Source organism: Robinsoniella sp. KNHs210 (genome assembly GCF_000686105.1).
Classification (GTDB): domain Bacteria; phylum Bacillota; class Clostridia; order Lachnospirales; family Lachnospiraceae; genus Robinsoniella; species Robinsoniella peoriensis.
The window spans coordinates 3725159-3743961 of the sequence record NZ_JMLZ01000002.1 but is presented as its reverse complement, the minus strand read 5'-3'; the positions used below and the strand labels follow the sequence as shown (position 1 = coordinate 3743961).

At 41.8% G+C, this 18803-nt stretch carries 11 protein-coding genes; 3 read left to right on the top strand and 8 right to left on the bottom strand.

Annotation, left to right across the window (positions count from 1 at the left end):
• Positions 1-27: 27 nt before the first annotated feature.
• The 3 genes from CD03_RS36385 to ileS all read right to left on the bottom strand — a co-directional run bounded on the left by CD03_RS36385 (position 28) and on the right by ileS (position 7299).
• The gene (locus tag CD03_RS36385) at positions 28-1431 is read right to left on the bottom strand and encodes a SpoIID/LytB domain-containing protein (protein WP_027295606.1); all 1404 of its coding nucleotides are present in this window, start codon (positions 1429-1431) and stop codon (positions 28-30) included.
• 265 nt (positions 1432-1696) lie between these two features.
• The gene (locus CD03_RS0122800) at positions 1697-4153 is read right to left on the bottom strand and encodes a glycogen/starch/alpha-glucan phosphorylase (RefSeq protein ID WP_027295605.1); all 2457 of its coding nucleotides are present in this window, start codon (positions 4151-4153) and stop codon (positions 1697-1699) included.
• 26 nt (positions 4154-4179) lie between these two features.
• Positions 4180-7299 (bottom strand): isoleucine--tRNA ligase, encoded by a 3120-nt coding sequence (gene ileS, locus CD03_RS0122795; protein ID WP_027295604.1) that lies wholly within the window; start codon positions 7297-7299, stop codon positions 4180-4182.
• A gap of 539 nt (positions 7300-7838) precedes the next feature.
• On the opposite strand from ileS, the gene CD03_RS34475 reads away from it, so the two are divergent.
• Positions 7839-8570, top strand: coding sequence for a YesL family protein (locus CD03_RS34475; RefSeq protein ID WP_044289608.1), 732 nt, complete (start codon positions 7839-7841; stop codon positions 8568-8570).
• Between the two features lie 63 nt (positions 8571-8633).
• On the opposite strand, the gene CD03_RS34470 is transcribed toward CD03_RS34475, so the two are convergent.
• The 3 genes from CD03_RS34470 to CD03_RS0122775 all read right to left on the bottom strand — a co-directional run bounded on the left by CD03_RS34470 (position 8634) and on the right by CD03_RS0122775 (position 12585).
• Entirely contained in the window at positions 8634-10886 is a 2253-nt protein-coding gene (locus CD03_RS34470; protein ID WP_052377931.1) for a sensor histidine kinase, read from the bottom strand.
• Entirely contained in the window at positions 10876-11583 is a 708-nt protein-coding gene (locus CD03_RS0122780; protein WP_027295603.1) for a response regulator transcription factor, read from the bottom strand. The genes CD03_RS34470 and CD03_RS0122780 overlap by 11 nt, the downstream gene beginning before the upstream one ends.
• A 72-nt stretch (positions 11584-11655) precedes the next feature.
• A complete protein-coding gene (locus CD03_RS0122775; RefSeq protein WP_044289607.1) occupies positions 11656-12585 on the bottom strand; it encodes an alpha/beta fold hydrolase in 930 nt (309 codons plus the stop codon).
• 253 nt (positions 12586-12838) lie between these two features.
• Between CD03_RS0122775 and CD03_RS0122770 the strand changes: the two genes are divergently transcribed.
• On the top strand, positions 12839-13987 hold the full coding sequence (locus CD03_RS0122770) for an ROK family transcriptional regulator (RefSeq protein ID WP_027295601.1): 1149 nt from the start codon (positions 12839-12841) through the stop codon (positions 13985-13987).
• A gap of 73 nt (positions 13988-14060) precedes the next feature.
• Here the strand turns inward: CD03_RS0122770 and rsmA are convergent, their stop codons facing one another.
• Positions 14061-14927, bottom strand: coding sequence for a 16S rRNA (adenine(1518)-N(6)/adenine(1519)-N(6))-dimethyltransferase RsmA (rsmA, locus tag CD03_RS0122765; protein WP_027295600.1), 867 nt, complete (start codon positions 14925-14927; stop codon positions 14061-14063).
• Positions 14928-14943: 16 nt separating this feature from the next.
• Positions 14944-15714 (bottom strand): TatD family hydrolase, encoded by a 771-nt coding sequence (locus CD03_RS0122760; protein ID WP_027295599.1) that lies wholly within the window; start codon positions 15712-15714, stop codon positions 14944-14946.
• A gap of 468 nt (positions 15715-16182) precedes the next feature.
• Here CD03_RS0122760 and CD03_RS0122755 point away from each other — a divergent pair, with 468 nt between their 5' ends.
• Positions 16183-18801, top strand: a complete 2619-nt coding sequence (locus tag CD03_RS0122755; RefSeq protein ID WP_027295598.1) for a cation-translocating P-type ATPase — start codon at positions 16183-16185, stop codon at positions 18799-18801.
• The last annotated feature ends 2 nt before the right edge of the window (positions 18802-18803 follow it).

Genomic DNA, 18803 nt, shown 5'->3' with positions numbered 1-18803 from the left:
AGAATATACAATGTTTGAAAAATCGATTTATGAATTTATGGCATTTGTTTCTGTCTCTGAACTGTTTTGTTTCTCATTTATTTCTATCGTTACATTTTTAAAATAATATTGCAAAATCTCATCATATGGTTTTCCTGATTCTGCCATTCTCTCTGCTCCGTACTGGCTCATTCCCACACCGTGTCCCAATCCTTTGGTGGTAATCCGAATTCCTTTTTCTACCTGCTCCATTGTAAAACAGCTGGAATTTAAATTCAGAAATCTGCGGAATTCTTCACCAGGTATTTCTGTGTCACCAATCCGGATTTTTGTTATATAACCTGCCTCATCATTACTTTCAATCTCCATATTGTCCCAAAGATTTGTTTTATTTAACTCCTCCGTTCCACTCTTATGATTATCTGTCTCTGACGGTTCTGTCTGGGGTTCTGTCTGGGGTTCTGTCTGGGGTTCTGTCTGGGGTTCTGTCTGGGGTTCTGTTACAGCTTCTGTCTGACTTGCTTTTGGAGTTTCGGACTCTGCCCCGCTCTGCTTCCGGGTTTCTTTTCCATTTCCCGGATCTGTCCCGTTTTGCGTCTGCGTTCCCTTTGGAGCTTCCGGTTCTGCTGCCTCGGTTAAAATTTCTGTTTCTACACCCGAAAGGTCTGTGGATATGGTATCCGGTCCCTGGTCTGCATTCCATGTAGTGGTGACGTTCTCTCTACCTTCTGCTTTCACATTTAATGCTGTTTCCTGCTGATAATTATCCTGTATTCTGCTTTCTTCGGCTCCCGTACCGGCAGTATGATCTGTAGAAACCTCAGTTCCTTCCGGATAATATGCTTTCATATCAGGATACTGCTCCCTGCATATTCGTAATATTTCTTCCGGATCGTATACTTCAGCGTGGAGATAACGTTCTGCCTCCACATCCTGAGCGCTCTGTACCGATACCAGATATGGGTAACTCTGGCTTCCCAGAACATCATTTCCATTTCTTGTCCTTCCGGCACTGATCGCATGATAGGATGCCAGAATCAGATTCCCGTCATAGGTGAGAACCTGTCCGCTTGTTTCTCTGCTTGCCCTGCCGAATTTATCCCTGATTCCCAGTTCCTCCATCTGATCAACGGTTAGATACTTGTCTTTCAATAGTTCCGTTGGATGGTCCTCCAGCATTTTACATAGATTCGTTCTCGCTACCACCATCTGGGCTTTGATTGCCTCTGTCTGATAAGCGGATGGAATCTGTAAGGCTGTAACGCCCATTACATAGTCTTCAAAATTAACTTCACGTACTTTCCCGTCTACTTCTACCGAAATAAAGGAATGATCATCTCCTCTGTCCAAATAGGTTTGTCTTATCTTTCCGGACATAAGAACCGTAATAACATAAGGCAATAAGAGTACCAGTAAAATTAATGCTAGAATATTTTTTATTTTTTCCTTCATGGCGCACCTTCCTTGTCTTATGTATATTACCGTATTTCTATATTATGCATAATTCAGGGATAATTTTTTATTATTTATCTGATACAGCTCTTATAGGAATGTTATACGCAACTTATAGGATAAAGGGCAGCAAAAAACCCGGTATATTTATCTTATTGCAGATAAACCGGATGGCTTCCGTTTTCCCACAATCATTTAAAGATACCAGGTTTTTTTACATTAAAACAACCTTTGTAATTTTAATCTGCTATTTAATTTAAATTCTCTATTCAATCACTACTTTATCTAAATGCCAGATTTCATCCACATACTGCTGAATGGTTCTGTCTGATGTGAATTTACCGCTGCTTGCTACATTCAGAATAGCCATTTTCGCCCACCGGGTTTCATCACGGTATGCTTCTTCTACTCTTCTCTGAGCCTCTGCATATGACTTGAAGTCTGCAAGGATAAAGTAAGTATCTGCTCTGTCACTGCTGTTGGTATTTAACAGGGAATCATAGATTTCACGGAAACGTTCCGGGTCATCCTTTGCATATTCTCCATTAATTAACTGCATCAGTACCCGGCGGATATCCTGATCGTTGTTAAAGTAATCCATTGGATGGTAACCGCCGTTATTTTCGAAGTTTATAACTTCGTCGGCTGTAAGTCCGAAGATAAAGGCATTCTCTTCTCCAACTTCTTCTACAATCTCAACATTTGCTCCGTCCATGGTTCCCAGGGTCGGTGCTCCGTTTAACATAAATTTCATATTTCCGGTACCGGATGCTTCTTTACTTGCTGTTGAAATCTGCTCTGATACATCAGATGCAGCAAATATCCATTCCGCATTGGAAACACGGTAGTCTTCAATAAATACTACTTTCAGCTTTCCTTTGATGGATCTGTCGTTATTAACAACGTCTGCCACTGCATTAATCAGCTTAATGGTGAGCTTCGCACGGCGGTATCCGGCTGCTGCTTTTGCCCCGAAGATAAATGTTCTTGGATAGAAATCCATTTCCGGATGGTCTTTAATGGTGTTGTATAAATACATTACATGCAGAATGTTCATCAGCTGGCGTTTGTATTCATGAAGTCTCTTTACCTGTACATCAAAGATGGAACGGGGATCAATTTCCACACCGTTGTGCTCTAAAATATATCTGGCAAGACGTACCTTATTCTGATACTTGATATTCATAAATTCCTGCTGCGCTTTTTTATCCTCTGCATAGATCTTTAATTTTGAAATCTGCGGCAGATCTGTAATCCATTCATCACCAATATGGGCGGTTACCCATTTTGCCAGAAGCGGATTCGCATGAAGCAGGAATCTCCTCTGGGTAATACCATTGGTCTTATTATTGAATTTCTGCGGCATCATTTCATAGAAGTCTCTTAATTCCTGCTTTTTCAGAATCTCCGTATGAAGCTGGGCAACACCATTGACAGAGTATCCGGCTACAATGGCAAGATGTGCCATCTTCACCTGTCCGTCATGTATGATTGCCATCTTGTTGACTTTATTCTGGTCTCCCGGATATTTTCTGCCAACTTCAATAAGGAATCTGCGGTTAATTTCTTCTATAATCTGGTAAATGCGCGGGAGCAGTCTGGAGAAAAGCTCTATCGGCCATTTTTCCAGTGCTTCTGCCATAATTGTATGGTTCGTGTATGCACAGGTCTTTGTGGTTACTTCCCATGCTTCATCCCATTCCAGGTTTTCTTCGTCCACCAGGATACGCATTAATTCTGCTACTGCCACTGTTGGATGTGTATCATTTAACTGGAAAGTCACTTTTTCGTGGAATTTCCTCATATCGGAATGTTTTTTCTTATACTTTTCAATTGCTGCCTGTACGCTGGCTGAAATAAAGAAGTACTGTTGTTTTAAACGAAGCTCTTTGCCGGCATAATGATTATCATTTGGATAAAGAACCTCTACAATGTTCCGTGCCAGGTTTTCCTGCTCTACTGCTTTCTGATAATCTCCCTTGTCAAAGGAATCCAGCTGGAAGTCGTTAATTGCTTCCGCATCCCAGACACGCAGTGTATTCACGATGCGGTTATCATATCCCACAATCGGAATATCAAAAGGAATCGCACGCACTGACTGGCAGCCTTCCTGGATAAAACGGTTTCTCTTTGTGGTTTCATCATATACCACACGTACATAACCTCCGAATTTTACTTCTTTGGCGTATTCGGGACGGCGCAGTTCAAATGGATTGCCGTCCTTTAACCAGTTATCCGGTACTTCAATCTGAAAACCGTTTTCTATTTTCTGTTTAAACATCCCGTAACGGTAACGGATACCGCAGCCATAGGAAGAATATCCAAGAGTAGCAAGTGAATCCAGGAAACATGCTGCAAGACGTCCAAGCCCTCCGTTTCCAAGCGCTGCATCCGGCTCTTCATCCTCGATTACGTTCAGATCAAATCCGATTTCCTCTAGCGCATCTTTTACATCGTTATACTCTGTGAGGTTAATCAGATTATTGCCCAGGGCACGCCCCATCAGAAACTCCATAGACATATAATAAACTGTCTTTGGGTCGTCTGTTTCGTACTGCTTCTGGGTTGCAAGCCAGTTGTCTATGATTGTATCTTTAATCGTATAGGATACCGCCTGAAATACCTGCTGTTTCGTCGCTTCATCAATCGTCTTACGATATAAGGTCTTTACGTTTGCCTTTACATCGTTAATAAATGCTTCCTTGTCAAATTTTTTACTCATGAACCATCCTCCTGTTTTCTGGTATATTACACCTTCTCCACGCCCATGGTTACTGTCTCCCCGTTGATGTTCCATTCCTTTACATAGCCGTTTGCAGAGCCTGTCACAATATCATTTGCCAGAACTTCTGACTTAATCTCTTCTCTGTGCTCTTCTAATATTTTTTCAATCTTCTGATTGTCTTTTGCATAAACCACGACTCTGTCTGTCACTTCAAAGCCCGCTTCTTTTCTCATGGTCTGTACCTTACTGATCAGCTCTCTGACGAATCCTTCTTCAATCAGCTCCGGAGTGAGATTTGTATCCAGTACAACGGTGATTTCGTTATCCTGCTCTGACACATATCCTTCCGTCTGCGCTGTCTCAATCAGCAGATCCTCTTCTAATAATACAACCTCTGTTCCGTTTATGTCAAGCTTAATGGAACCGTTTCCGTTCAATTCATCCATGGCAGCATTTCCATCTAACTGGGGAAGTGCCTGACGGATTCCTCCCAGAAGTTTTCCATATTTTGGTCCCACCGTCTTTAGCTGAGGCTTAAAGCTATAAGATGTAAAGTTTCTTACGTCATCGGTAAAGGTTACTTTTTTGGTGTTTAATTCCTCTCTGATTATATCCACAAAGAACTCAGGTAATTCAAAACGGGCTTTTACAAACATATTCCCAATCGGCTGTCTGTTCTTGATATTCGCTGTATTTCTGCATGCGCGCCCCATAACAACAATTTTAAGAACTTCATCCATATTTGCTTCCAGGTCCTTGTCGATCTGTGCTGCATCCGCTGCCGGGAAGTCGCACAGGTGAATGCTTTCCGGTGCTGTCTTGTCGATATTACGAACAAGGTTCTGATAGATATCCTCTGTCATAAACGGAATCATAGGTGCTGCAGCCTTGCATACATTTACAAGCGCCGTATACAGCGTCATATATGCATTGATTTTATCCTGTTCCATGCCCTTCGCCCAGAAACGCTCACGGCTTCTGCGCACATACCAGTTACTCATGTCATCTACAAATTCCTGTAATGCTCTTGCTGCTTCCGGGATTTTGTAATTTCCAAGATTCTCATCTACGGTCTGAATCAGGGTATTCATTTTCGACAGCAGCCATTTATCCATTACCGGAAGCTTATCATATTCTAAACTATATTTTGCAGCGTCAAATTCATCTATATTTGCATAAAGCACAAAAAATGCATAGGTATTCCAAAGAGTACCCATAAATTTACGCTGTCCTTCCGTCACTGCTTTTCCATGGAAACGGTTTGGCAGCCAGGGAGCGCTGTTCACATAGAAATACCAGCGGATCGCATCAGCTCCGAAAGTGGAAAGTGCATCGAACGGGTCTACGGCATTCCCTTTTGACTTGCTCATCTTCTGTCCGTTTTCATCCTGGACATGTCCCAGTACGATAACATTCTTGTACGGCGCTTCATTAAAGATCAGCGTGGAAATAGCCAGGAGGGAATAAAACCATCCACGGGTCTGGTCCACTGCTTCTGAAATAAAGTTTGCCGGGAATTGCTGTTTGAATAATTCCTGGTTTTCAAACGGATAATGATGCTGCGCAAAAGGCATTGCCCCGGAATCAAACCAGCAGTCAATTACTTCAGGCACACGGTGCATTTCTTTTCCACAATGAGGACACTTGATAGTCACTGCATCAATGAATGGGCGGTGAAGTTCGATATTCTCCGGGCAGTTATCCGACATTTCTTTTAATTCGGCAATGCTTCCGATGGAGTGCATATGTCCGCATTCACATTCCCAGACATTCAGCGGCGTTCCCCAATAACGGTTACGGCTGATTCCCCAGTCCTGTACGTTCTCCAGCCAGTCTCCAAAGCGACCTTTTCCGATACTTTCCGGTATCCAGTTGATGGTGTTGTTATTTCTGATCAGATCCTCTTTTACATCGGTCATTTTGATGAACCAGGACTCGCGTGCATAGTAGATAAGCGGTGTGTCACATCTCCAGCAGTGAGGATAGCTGTGCTCAAACTGCGGTGCAGAGAATAAAAGACCTCTGGACTTTAAATCTTCTAATACAAGGGGATCTGCTTTTTTACAGAAAGTTCCTGCCCATGGAGTCTCTTCTGTCATCTCACCCTTGCTGTCTACCAGCTGAAGGAATGGCAGATCATATCTTCTTCCTACCTGGGAGTCATCTTCACCAAATGCAGGAGCGATATGAACAACTCCGGTCCCATCTGTTAAAGTAACATAGTCAGCACAGGTTACAAAATAAGCTTTTTTCGCCGGTGTGGTAAATGGGAATAGTGGCTCATATTCTTTATATTCCAAATCTGTTCCTACATAAGTCTCCTGTACCTCGTAGTTGTCTTCGCCCAGTACTTTATCACAAAGTGCCTGTGCCAGATAATAAACCGTTCCATCTTCTTTCATGGATACTTTGACATAAGTCTCCTTCGGATTTACACAAAGTGCCACGTTTGAAGGCAGGGTCCACGGAGTGGTTGTCCATGCCAGAATATATGCTTCTTCGCCTTTTACTTTAAATTTGGCAATGGCTGAACGTTCCTTTACATCCTTATATCCCTGGGCAACTTCATGACTGGAGAGAGGTGTTCCGCATCTTGGGCAGTAAGGTACGATTTTATATCCTTTATATAACAGCCCTTTGTCCCAGATCTGCTTTAGCGCCCACCACTCGGATTCGATAAAGTTATTGTCATAAGTTACGTAAGGGTGCTCCATATCTGCCCAGAATCCTACGGTTGCAGAGAAGTCTTCCCACATGCCCTTGTATTTCCAGACGCTGTCTTTACAATATTTAATAAATGGTTCCAGACCATATTCTTCAATCTGCTCTTTGCCGTCCAGACCCAGCATTTTTTCCACTTCCAGCTCTACCGGAAGACCGTGGGTATCCCAGCCTGCTTTACGCGGAACCATCTTCCCTTTCATCGTCTGGTATCTTGGGATCATATCTTTGATTACACGGGTTAAAACGTGGCCGATGTGAGGTTTGCCATTTGCGGTAGGCGGCCCGTCATAGAATGTGTAGGTCTCACATCCCTCACGGTTATCAATACTTTTTGCAAAAATTTGGTTGTCTTCCCAGAACTTCTCTGTCTTCTTCTCCCGGTCAACAAAATTAAGATTCGTAGAAACTTTGTCGTACATGATTATATTCCTCCTTAAATTTTATGCGTTAGAGCGTGTTTGAATTGCTTTATTCCAGCTGTGCGTTCCAGTTTGTGGAATGAATGTGCACAAAAAAACTCCCATCCCTGTAAAAGGACGAGAGTCATACACTTCGTTAACCACCTGTTACAACATACTATCATACGCGTTCCTGTTAACGGTGGAAAACCGTCAGCACCTACTATTATTCAGCCTGAAACTCTGAAGTGATATTCCATCTATCCTACTCTTACCGGACTTCCACCACCACCGGCTCGCTGTAAATTTCGTTGATTATCAGATATATGTCCGTATTTCCCAGACACACTGACAAAATAAATGTACTGTCTTCGTCATCGTCTTTTCTATATATATTGCTAATTTTCATTATATGTAGCACGGAATGAAAAGTCAAGGAGAAAAATTTTTTAAAAGATCTGTGAAATTCCCTAAGTTTATGCTTTATTTATTTGCATTTTTCCCTATAATCCTATATAATTTGATGTAAACAAATAAATCGTTAAAAGAGGTAGTTTAGAATGGGTAGATTTTTTAGTATGGACAATAAGTTCTTTACTTTTATGTCCAGGGTAGCAGACTTGATGATGTTGAACGTTGTATTTCTTATATGCTGTATCCCGATTGTTACTATCGGTGCTTCCTGTACGGCTATGTATTATGTGACGCTGAAAATGGCGCGTAACGAAGAATCTTATATTATAAAAGGTTTCTTCAAATCTTTTAAGGAAAATTTTAAGCAGAGTACGATTATCTGGCTGATTATGCTGGTAGCCGGAATTATCCTGCTGATGGATTTCCGGATAACAGGACAGATGAAATCTACACTGACTACTGTCATGCGTTATGGTCTTATGGTGGTTGCCGTTGTATATGCATTTGTATTATCTTACATTTTCCCGATTTTATCCAAATTTGTGAATTCTATTAAAAATACTTTTAAGAATTCGCTGTTTATGTCCATCAGACATCTGCCATATACATTTTTAATATTGATTGTTGCTGTTGTTCCGGCCGGAGCTACTCTGATGATCCCTATTGTATTTGCCTATGGTTTAATTGTATGGATACTGATCGGATTTGCACTTATCGCTTTTATTAATTCTTATTTCTTTGTTAAAATATTTGACCGCTATATTCCTGAAGAAACGGAGGAGGATAATTCTTCAAGTGATATTCCCGAGATTATGGAACCATCTGCTTTTAAGAACCTTTCTCCTACAACGAATTCTTCCAATGAAAAATCAGAATAATTACATACTTATATACAGTATGTTTACAACAGCCAGTCCATTTAATAACCGGGCTGGCTGTTGTTACACTGATAAGGTGCTGCATACTTCATGCTGTACTATTGGAAATATTAATACTGCTTTGAACAGGTCGCCATCTACGCTGATGCGAAATTCTCCTCCCTGCATTTCTGTAAGGGATCTGGCAATTGATAATCCAAGACCGCTTCCTTCTGTGCTTCTGGATTTATCCCCCTGTATAAAACGCTCGGTCAGCTCTTCGGCTTCCATATTGAGAGAATATTCCGATATATTTTTAATGGAAAAAATCATCTTTTCATTTTCGGTGCGTATTGTGGCATAAACCCTGGTACCAGGCATGGCATACTTTACAACATTATTATACAGGTTTTCGATAACACGCCAGATACGTGTATTGTCTGCACGGATTATAATGGGATGATCCGGAACACTCGTTACCAGTTCCAGTCTTCTAGCTTTGAACTGGTCATCAAATTCTCCTGCTGTCTGCAGGATAAGTTCTTTGAAATTAATATTTATATACTCTAGAAGGATGTTTCCCGAACTTATTTTAGATGCTTCCAGCAGGTCTTCCGTTAAATATTTAAGCCGCTGTGACTTCTGGTCCAGTATCTCTAAGTAGTTCTGTGCCTTTTGATCTGATAATTCCAGTCTTTTTAACAAATCCACATAATTAATGATCGATGTCAGCGGTGTCTTGATATCATGTGATACATTTGTAATCAAATCTGTCTTCTGTCTTTCACTTTTGGTATTTTTCTCTATGATTGACTCCAGACTGTTACTCATTTTATTTACGGAATCTGCCAGCCTTTTATTTGCCGGCAAAAATTTTGACCCGTCTATTTTATAATCAAAATCTCCTTTTAAAATCTGATCTATTCCTGTTGATATCTTATCCTGCTGCACTGACATCTTTACTAAATTAATTCCGATAATTAATTCCAGTATTATTGTAAGGGGCATTCCCCATACTCCCAGATAAGTAATGGAAAGTATTCCCAGAATATTGACGATTAAAAATCCTATATACCAGACAAGAATTCTAATCGAAATTTTTCTCTTATATATCATATGAGATAACTCCCGCCACAGGTTGTAAATGGTGCTGTATTTTAAAAATACACCTCCCTTTACCCGGCGCACCATGCTGCCATACCACACAATAAACATTCCATTTGCAAATCCTGCAAGGGAAAATAGCACTCCGGCAATACCTGGAAAAATCCCTAGATGCTGATAGCTCAGATATGCCAGATGACCACCCAGTGCGAATACCATTCCGCTTATCACCGTCAGCACCTCTATTGGAAATGCGTCCAGTTTCATCAGCGCGAATTCCCCTTTTTCCAATCCTGCGATATTGGTGTAATATCCGATCGATGACAGCCAGATAAATATAAAAACACCGCATACAACTGCAGCCGCACGGCTCCATGGCATCCAGTTCTCATATCGTTCTTTCATATCATAAAATTCATCCTGCACCAGGAATGATGTATCGACTCCAATCACGATACGGCTGTCAATACAATTAGGCGAAATTCCTCTTCCCAGATTACTGTATATATTTTTCTTAAATTTAAGATTGGCATCGTACTCCAGTTTTTTATAATCCAGCACTACATAGGTACCCAGATCTAAAATCTGTTCCTCTGACAATCCTGTATTCCCATAGACCTGCTTGTTATTTTTATCCAGAACAATGTATTTCAAATTGGTATTCTTACCGTTAAATTCCACTTTCAAAGTATTATAGTGCCATACATCGTCCCAGATTCCTGCTATTGTGCTCTTCACATACAGATATAGTTTATCTCTGTCTTTTCCCGTCTTCCGGGCATATTCCTCAATATCTTTATATCCTATGGGGGAATAGGCTTCCTCATTGTCCAACTCTGCCCCCTGCTGAGCCCATTGCAAAAGATCGTGAAGACGGTAAGATAATCCTCCTTCACTTAGACCTGTAATATTCTTATGTAATGCGTAATTTTCTATATCAACGATTCTATCCGGATCGTAAATCCCATCCGTTTCAAATTTATTGCAGCCCTCCAGAAATTCATGCAGCTGACCGATCTTCTCTTCCACCTGTGTCTCGTATTTAGCCGTTTCCGGATACGGCTTTCCAAATGCATTTTGAAAATCTTCCAGAGAAGTCATCATGCTGAGACTGATCATAAAAGAGCAAATGATAATAATCAGTGACATGTATTCCACGGTCAGTGTTACAATCTTTCTCGCTGCCCGAAACTCATCCTCTTTACTTTTTGTTTCCTGCCCGTTATTCTTCATCTGCTATGCTCTCAACTTTATAGCCAATCCCCCATACTACTTTTAGATACCGGGGGCTTTTGGGATTGATCTCAATTTTTTCTCTGATATGTCTGATATGTACAGCCACCGTATTGTCAGCACCGATTGCCACCTCGTTCCAGATGCTTTCATAGATCTGGTCTATGGAAAAAACCTTGCCCTTATTTTTCACCAGCAAAAGCAAAACATTATATTCAATAGGCGTAAGTTTTACAATCACTCCATCTACTGTAACTTCTTTTTCTTCATCATTAATTACAAGGCCGCCCGTACGATAGAGAACGGTTATATCTCCTTTTACATAATTCCCCAGTTTCGTATATCGCCTGAGCTGGGATTTGACCCTTGCCACAAGCTCCAGGGGATTAAAAGGTTTTGTCAGATAGTCATCCGCACCTATATCAAGCCCCATGATTTTATCCGTATCTTCTGATCTTGCTGAAAGGATAATAATCGGAACCCCGCTGTTTTTTCTGATTTCCTTTGTCAACGCTATTCCGTCCAGCTTTGGCATCATTATATCTGCAATGACAAGATGGATTTCTACCACTTTTAGGGTCTGCAAGGCATATTCGCCATCCAGCGCTTTATAGACTTCATATCCTTCCTGATTCAAATATATTTCAACAGCATCCATAATCTCCTTGTCATCATCGCAAACTAGTATATTAAACATGTTAACTCCCTATTCCTTCTGGTGCAGAACGTGTTTGAAAAATGCCTGTACCAAAATATACAATCCACTATTTTAAATCAGCCGGTTTAACCATTGCAGAATATCCCGGTAAACCTGTTTTCTATCCAGTTCATTCAAAATTTCATGACGGTCATCCGGATAAAGTTTGCAGGAAATATCCTTCATTCCTGTTTTTCGGAATGTCTCGACAACTTTTTTTACGCCTCTGCCCTGGTCGCCTACCGGATCATCCTCCCCCGATACAAACAGGACAGGCATCTCCCGGGGCATTCGTTCTAAATATTCTTCAAAAGTTAATTTATATAGTCCATGAAAAAGATTATGGTAAGCATTCAGCGTAAATAAAAACTGGCATTTTTCTTCAGCAATATAAGCATCCACGACCTTCTCATCCCGGCAAAGCCAGTCCCTGTCTGTCCTTGCCGGTTTATAATTCCTGTTATAACCGCCAAATGCCATTGCATCTACGAGCCTGCTGCGGTACATCCAGCCATGTCTTTTCGCCAGTATTGCAGTCAGTACGATTCCTGCCTTCACTGCAAATCTCGGCTTATACCCGGTTCCCATAATAATGGTTCCGGCCAGCCCTTTTCCATGACAGCAGATATACTGTCTGGTCAAAAAAGATCCCATGCTGTGCCCCAGAATAAAATAAGGTAAGCCTGCATATTCTTTTTCCGTGATACACCTTAGTTTATGCATATCCCGTATGAGTGCCCGGTTCCCATTCTCTTTTGCAAAATAACCGTAATACTCTTTGGACTTAATGGAGTCTCCATGCCCCAGATGGTCATTTCCAACCACCAGGAATCCATGGTCTGCCATATAACCTGCAAATTCCTCGTACCTCTCAATGAATTCAACCATTCCATGAGCAATCTGGAGAACCGCCCTGACCTCTCCGTCCGGCATCCATTTTACTGCATGAATTTTTGTTTCCTGATCATCCGATAAATAATAAAAAACCTTTTTTACTGACATTCTATCCACCTCACCTGTTTAATTAATACAATATATATATCATTCCAGTCTCTAAATAGCTTAATAAAACAGTTTTTCCTATAAAGAAAACACATTCTTCCATTTCCATACAATAAGCCCATAATATAATATATTATAGCATAGAATAAACAAAAAAATTTTTAAGAATTACGAAAGATCATTTTTTAGTCTGTCCTAATTACTTTTTCTATGATATACTTAATATAGTCATTAAACTATAATGGAGGATATTATGATAACAGGAAGCAAGGAATTAATCCGTGATATTAACAGCCATCTTGTTTTGGAATCGATTGTTAACAACGGTCCCATTTCAAGGGCGGACCTCGCCAAGGCACTTGGGCTTACAAAAGCCACTATTTCAGCGATTGTCCAGGTTTTGATGGATGAGCACCTGGTTATTGAAATTGGCAGTGCCAAGACAGACAAGGGCCGTAAGCCAATCCTTCTGGATCTCAATCAATCCGGCGGCCATGTAATTTCACTGGATGTTAGCGTAGATTACATAACGGTACTCACCTCTGACCTGAAAGGAACCCATTGTTTTGTCAAACAATATAAAAATTCATCCCATGACCTGGAAATTCTTCCTATATTGATTTCTATTATCGAGAAAACTATAGAGGGGCTAACTCCTACTGTTCACGGGGTCGTTGGTATCAGTATTGGTATTCACGGAGTAGTGCATAACAATCATGTGATGTTCACCCCATACTATTCCATAAAAGAAGAGAACCTTTCTGATTCCTTATCGGAACACTTCCATGTACCTGTCTATATGGATAATGAAGCTAATCTATCCGTTTTGGGAGAACGCACTTTTTATTTTGATTATCCCAATATTATTAACCTGAGTATACATTCCGGTATTGGAATGGGAATTCTGATTGATGATCAGCTTTATACCGGGTATAACGGTTATGCAGGAGAGTTCGGACACACAATCATCGTTCCTGACGGGCGCGCCTGCCCCTGCGGCAATCATGGATGTTTTGAGCAATATGCTTCAGAACGGGCAATCCTGAAGGATTACGCAAGGCGTAAAGACAGTACGGAAGTTTCCATTGACGCATTGATCCGTTCTTATCAGGCGCAAGACAGTGATGCCCTGGAGGTCATTCAGCAATTTGTCAAATATATGGCAATCGGCATTAATAATATTCTGAATACGTTTAATCCTAATCTGATCGTAATTAACAGCGCTTTCACTATGTATATACCGGATATTACAAAGCAGATCCAGGAATCTCTCTGCAACCGTATGGATAAATACTGTACCATCCTCCCATCCGGACTGCAGGACACCGCTATTTTGCTGGGCGGCGCCTGCGTAGTAATTAAGAACTTCCTGGGGATTGATAAAATGATATTGAAGCCATAATAAAAACCGGGAATAAAGAAGACTTTACGTTTTCTTTATTCCCGGTTTTTATATTAAATTCATTTGATGCAGTTTATTCTTTTGCCGAAATGATGTTACTGAGCCTTGCAAACTCACTCAGCGTAAGCGCCTCCCCCCGGATAGTGGGTGAAACCCCAAGTTCCTCAATCGCTTCTGCAATGATCTCCTTGGAAATCGGAATCTCAGGTGAGTTATTCAACCCATTTACCAGCGTTTTTCTTCTCTGGTTAAATGACGCACGGATGATCCGGAACATCAGACGCTCATCCTTTACATCGATGGGAGCTTCTTTGTATGTTGTCAGCCGTATTACTGCACTTCCTACTTTTGGACGGGGCATAAAGCAATTGGGTGGCACATTTGCAACAATATACGGCTCGGCGTAATACTGTACCGCAAGTGAAAGTGCACCGTAGTCCTTGCTCCCCGGCCCTGACTGCATTCTCTGTGCCACTTCTTTTTGTACCATGACGGTAATACTGTCGATGGGAACATGGCTTTCAAATAATCCCATAATGATTGGCGTAGTAATATAGTACGGAAGATTCGCCACTACTTTAACCGGTCTGCCGCCGTTTCGCTCCATCACAAGCTGCTTAATATCCAGTTTCAGAACGTCTTCATTTATGACTGTTATGTTATCATAGGAAGACAGGGTATCCTCTAAGATCGGAATCAGCGCTTTATCAATCTCTACTGCCGCCACCTCTCTTGCAGCTTCAGCCAGATACTGGGTCATTGTTCCGATGCCCGGTCCGATTTCCAGCACAAAATCATCCTTTGTAATATTGGCAGAACGAATAATTTTATCCAGTACGTGACCATCGATTAAAAAGTTCTGACCAAACTTTTTTTGAAAGGCAAATTCATACTTTTGAATGACCTCTATAGTTTTCTGGGGATTTGATAATTTTTCCATTCGTTACCTCTTCTTCTCATGATTTTATCTGGTACATTTTCAATGCATTTTCACAGGTCTTCTCTTCTACTAATTCTTTTGATATCCCTTTGATACGTGCGATTTCTTCTATTATATAGGGCAGGAACAGAGACGAGTTCCGTTTTCCGCGATTAGGAGCCGGTGCCAGATAAGGGCAGTCTGTCTCAATCAGAATCTGTTCCAGAGGCACATATTCTGCAACCTCTTTCATTACTCTGGCATTTTTAAAGGTGACAACACCACCGATTCCAATATAATATCCCATGTTGACATAATCCCGTGCCATTTCCCTGGAATTGGAGAAACAGTGGATTACACCGCCTGTGCTGCCTGCGTGTTCTGCCTTCATAACATCTATGGTATCCTTTGCCGCATCCCTGCTGTGGATAATCACCGGCAGACCTGCTTTTTTGGAAAGGGCAAGCTGCCTTGCAAACCATTCCTTCTGGACTTCGTGGGACTCCTTGTCCCAATAATAGTCCAGACCAATCTCTCCTACCGCAACGATCTTCTCCTCTTCACACAGTTTCTCCAGCCAAAGCAAACGCTCTTCATTCAAGTCTCCTGCCTCATCCGGATGAATTCCAACTGCTCCATATATAAAGGGATAGCTCTTTGTGAGCTTTACCGTGTCCTCCACGCCCCGTAAGCTTGCACCTACATTTACAATATATCCAATTCCATTCTCCTGCATACTGCCAAGCAGGCTCTCTCTGTCTTCGTCAAACGCCTCATCATCATAATGGGCATGGCTGTCAAATATCATACTTTTCCCTCCTGCATATCGCAGGCCTGCCTGCGACAATGACTTAATAAGTAGTTTGAAAGCGCTTTTCTTTCAAGCTTTTCCTCCATGCATAACGCAGTTTGCACTGCGAAACTGCTGCCTATTTGTATTCTTTATTTTAAGCTATTGCTATATGCTGTTATTTTATTCTGTTATTTTAGCAGTATCTGGGGTTGGTTGCAAGTAAAAGAGGATGTTGCGGGTAGAAACTTGGGATTTTGTTGATTACTGCGCTTTATAGATTGAGATATCAAAGCATCTTTATCAGCAAAACACAAATTAGATTTCTCATTCTCCATACATATTTGTCCCCATAGACTACATATCTATAATGATAAAGGCAAAGCAGTATCGCAGTCTGATCCCCGATACTGCATGGGGTCATATGTCGTTATTTCGCATATCCGTTATCCGCTCTATCGGAAATCATCTCAAGGAGGCGCATTCATGCAAATGTATTACAATCTTTCAAAAGAAGAAGTCAGACAACAGATAAACGGCTCTGACCCGTTTCTGACTACCCGAAAGGCAAAGGCAAATCAGGAAAAATACGGTAAGAATATATTAATTGAAGGTAAAAAGAAAAATCTGCTGCAGATATTCCTGGAACAGTTTATGGATTTCCTGGTGGTTATCCTGATTGTTTCTGCCGTAATCTCAGGTGTTATGGGAGATATTGAAAGCACGGTGGTAATTTTAGTCGTTATTACAGTCAATGCCATCCTGGGAACAGCCCAGACAATTAAAGCCGAGCACTCCCTTGCAAGCCTGAAAACCTTATCTGCTCCTCTCGCTAAGGTAAAAAGAGACGGCACCATCGTAGAAATTCCTTCCAAAGAGGTTACTATCGGTGATCTGGTTCTTTTAGAAGCGGGAGACAGCATTCCTGCTGACGGGCGCATTATGGAAAATGCCAGTCTCAAGATTAATGAAAGTGCCCTTACCGGCGAAAGTGTCAGCGTAGAAAAAACCGACCATCCTCTGGCTGGCGAACTTGCTATCGGGGATCAGACTAATATGGTATTTTCAGGAAGCTTTGTCACTTACGGCAGAGGCAGTTTTCTTGTTACGGCTATCGGAATGGATACCCAGGTTGGCAAGATTGCAAGCCTCCTAAAATCTACTTCCGAAAAAAAGACACCCCTCCAGGTGAATCTGGATAATTTCGGACAAAAACTGTCTGCTCTGATTATGGCTATCTGCACCCTGGTTTTTTGTCTGGATATCTGGCATGGTGCCGATATCGGAGATTCTTTTCTCTTTGCGATTGCCCTGGCAGTAGCCGCAATACCCGAAGCACTTAGTTCTATCGTCACAATCGTCCTGTCCTACGGTACCCAGAAAATGGCTGCGGAAAATGCAATCATCCGGAAACTCCAGGCAGTGGAAGGACTTGGAAGCGTTTCTGTCATATGTTCCGATAAAACAGGTACTCTGACACAAAATAAAATGACGGTAGAACATTATTATACAAACGGCAAGGATATTGCAATATCCAGCCTTGATCTGGATAATTCTGCTCAGAATAAACTTATGACTTACAGTGTTTTGTGTAATGATGCGTCCGGTACCGATGGGAAAGAAATTGGAGATCCTACGGAAACTGCGTTGATACATGCGGGAGAATCTTTTTCTTTCCCTACTGCATCCATACGAAAGCGCAGCCCCAGAGTCAGTGAACTTCCTTTTGACAGTAACCGAAAACTGATGTCCACTCTTCATTCTATAGACCGCCATATGGTTATGATTACCAAAGGTGCCGTGGACGTACTGGTAAAACGCCTTTCTTATATTGAAAAAGACGGACAGATCCGTAATATTACCGTGCGGGATACGGCAAAGCTGAAACAGATGAATGAATATTACTCCAAAAACGGACTGCGGGTACTGGCATTTGCCTATAAAACGGTAGAACGCCCCATGCCCCTTAAAATGGCTGATGAAAATAATCTTACCTTCCTGGGTCTTGTGGCTATGATGGACCCTCCGCGTAAAGAATCGGCCGAAGCAGTTGCCCGGTGTATTGAAGCTGGAATTACCCCTGTTATGATAACTGGAGACCATAAAATTACGGCTTCCGCCATAGCCAGAAGAATTGGCATCTTAACCGATATGTCTCAGGCATGCGAGGGCTCTGATATCGAGAATCTCTCTGATGAAGAGCTTGAAAAATATGTAGAGAAGGTCAGGGTATATGCACGGGTTTCTCCTGAACATAAAATCCGTATCGTAAAAGCATGGCAGAATAAAGATCATATTGTCGCCATGACCGGAGATGGTGTCAATGACGCGCCCGCCCTGAAACAGGCTGATATCGGGGTTGCTATGGGCATCACCGGAAGCGAGGTTGCCAAAGATGCTGCATCTATGGTTCTGACCGATGATAATTTCGCCACAATTGTAAAAGCCATTGAAAACGGCAGAAATGTCTACTCACATATTAAAAACTCGATTAAGTTCCTGTTATCGGGTAACTTTGGGGCAATTCTGGCAGTACTGTATGCATCCCTGCGATGCCTGCCGGTTCCCTTTGCACCCGTGCACCTGCTCTTCATCAATCTTCTGACCGACAGCCTTCCGGCTATCGCACTGGGGCTGGAACCTCACAGTACAGAAGTTATGAAGCAGCGTCCCCGCCCACGGAACGAATCCATATTAACAAGAGGTTTTCTGTTGGGAATCGGCGTGGAAGGACTTTCTATCGGAGTTACCACCATGATTGCCTTTGTTCTGGGATATCACGCCTCCGGAGCTGAAGTAGGAAGCACAATGGCATTTGCCACCCTCTGCCTGGCCCGACTGGTTCATGGATTTAACTGTAAATCTGAAAGACCGGTGCTTTTAACTAAAAAATTCTTTAATAACATTTACTTAATTGCAGCATTTGTTATCGGTGTTGCCCTAATTAATGCCGTACTTTTCATACCGGAACTGCACAGCGTTTTTAAAGTCGCTCCTCTGGAACTTTCCCAGATACTGACGGTGTACGATCTGGCTCTGATTAACCTTCCTGTAGTGCAGCTTATGAAATACGTACGAACACATATGAGAAAACGGAGCAGGTAATC

Excerpts from the sequence above, each read along its gene's own strand:
- CD03_RS36385 (WP_027295606.1), bottom strand. The coding sequence starts at position 1,431 with ATGAAGGAAAAAATAAAAAATATTCTAGCATTAATTTTACTGGTACTC.
- CD03_RS0122800 (WP_027295605.1), bottom strand. The coding sequence starts at position 4,153 with ATGAGTAAAAAATTTGACAAGGAAGCATTTATTAACGATGTAAAGGCA.
- ileS (WP_027295604.1), bottom strand. The coding sequence starts at position 7,299 with ATGTACGACAAAGTTTCTACGAATCTTAATTTTGTTGACCGGGAGAAG.
- CD03_RS34475 (WP_044289608.1), top strand. The coding sequence starts at position 7,839 with ATGGGTAGATTTTTTAGTATGGACAATAAGTTCTTTACTTTTATGTCC.
- CD03_RS34470 (WP_052377931.1), bottom strand. The coding sequence starts at position 10,886 with ATGAAGAATAACGGGCAGGAAACAAAAAGTAAAGAGGATGAGTTTCGG.
- CD03_RS0122780 (WP_027295603.1), bottom strand. The coding sequence starts at position 11,583 with ATGTTTAATATACTAGTTTGCGATGATGACAAGGAGATTATGGATGCT.
- CD03_RS0122775 (WP_044289607.1), bottom strand. The coding sequence starts at position 12,585 with ATGTCAGTAAAAAAGGTTTTTTATTATTTATCGGATGATCAGGAAACA.
- CD03_RS0122770 (WP_027295601.1), top strand. The coding sequence starts at position 12,839 with ATGATAACAGGAAGCAAGGAATTAATCCGTGATATTAACAGCCATCTT.
- rsmA (WP_027295600.1), bottom strand. The coding sequence starts at position 14,927 with ATGGAAAAATTATCAAATCCCCAGAAAACTATAGAGGTCATTCAAAAG.
- CD03_RS0122760 (WP_027295599.1), bottom strand. The coding sequence starts at position 15,714 with ATGATATTTGACAGCCATGCCCATTATGATGATGAGGCGTTTGACGAA.
- CD03_RS0122755 (WP_027295598.1), top strand. The coding sequence starts at position 16,183 with ATGCAAATGTATTACAATCTTTCAAAAGAAGAAGTCAGACAACAGATA.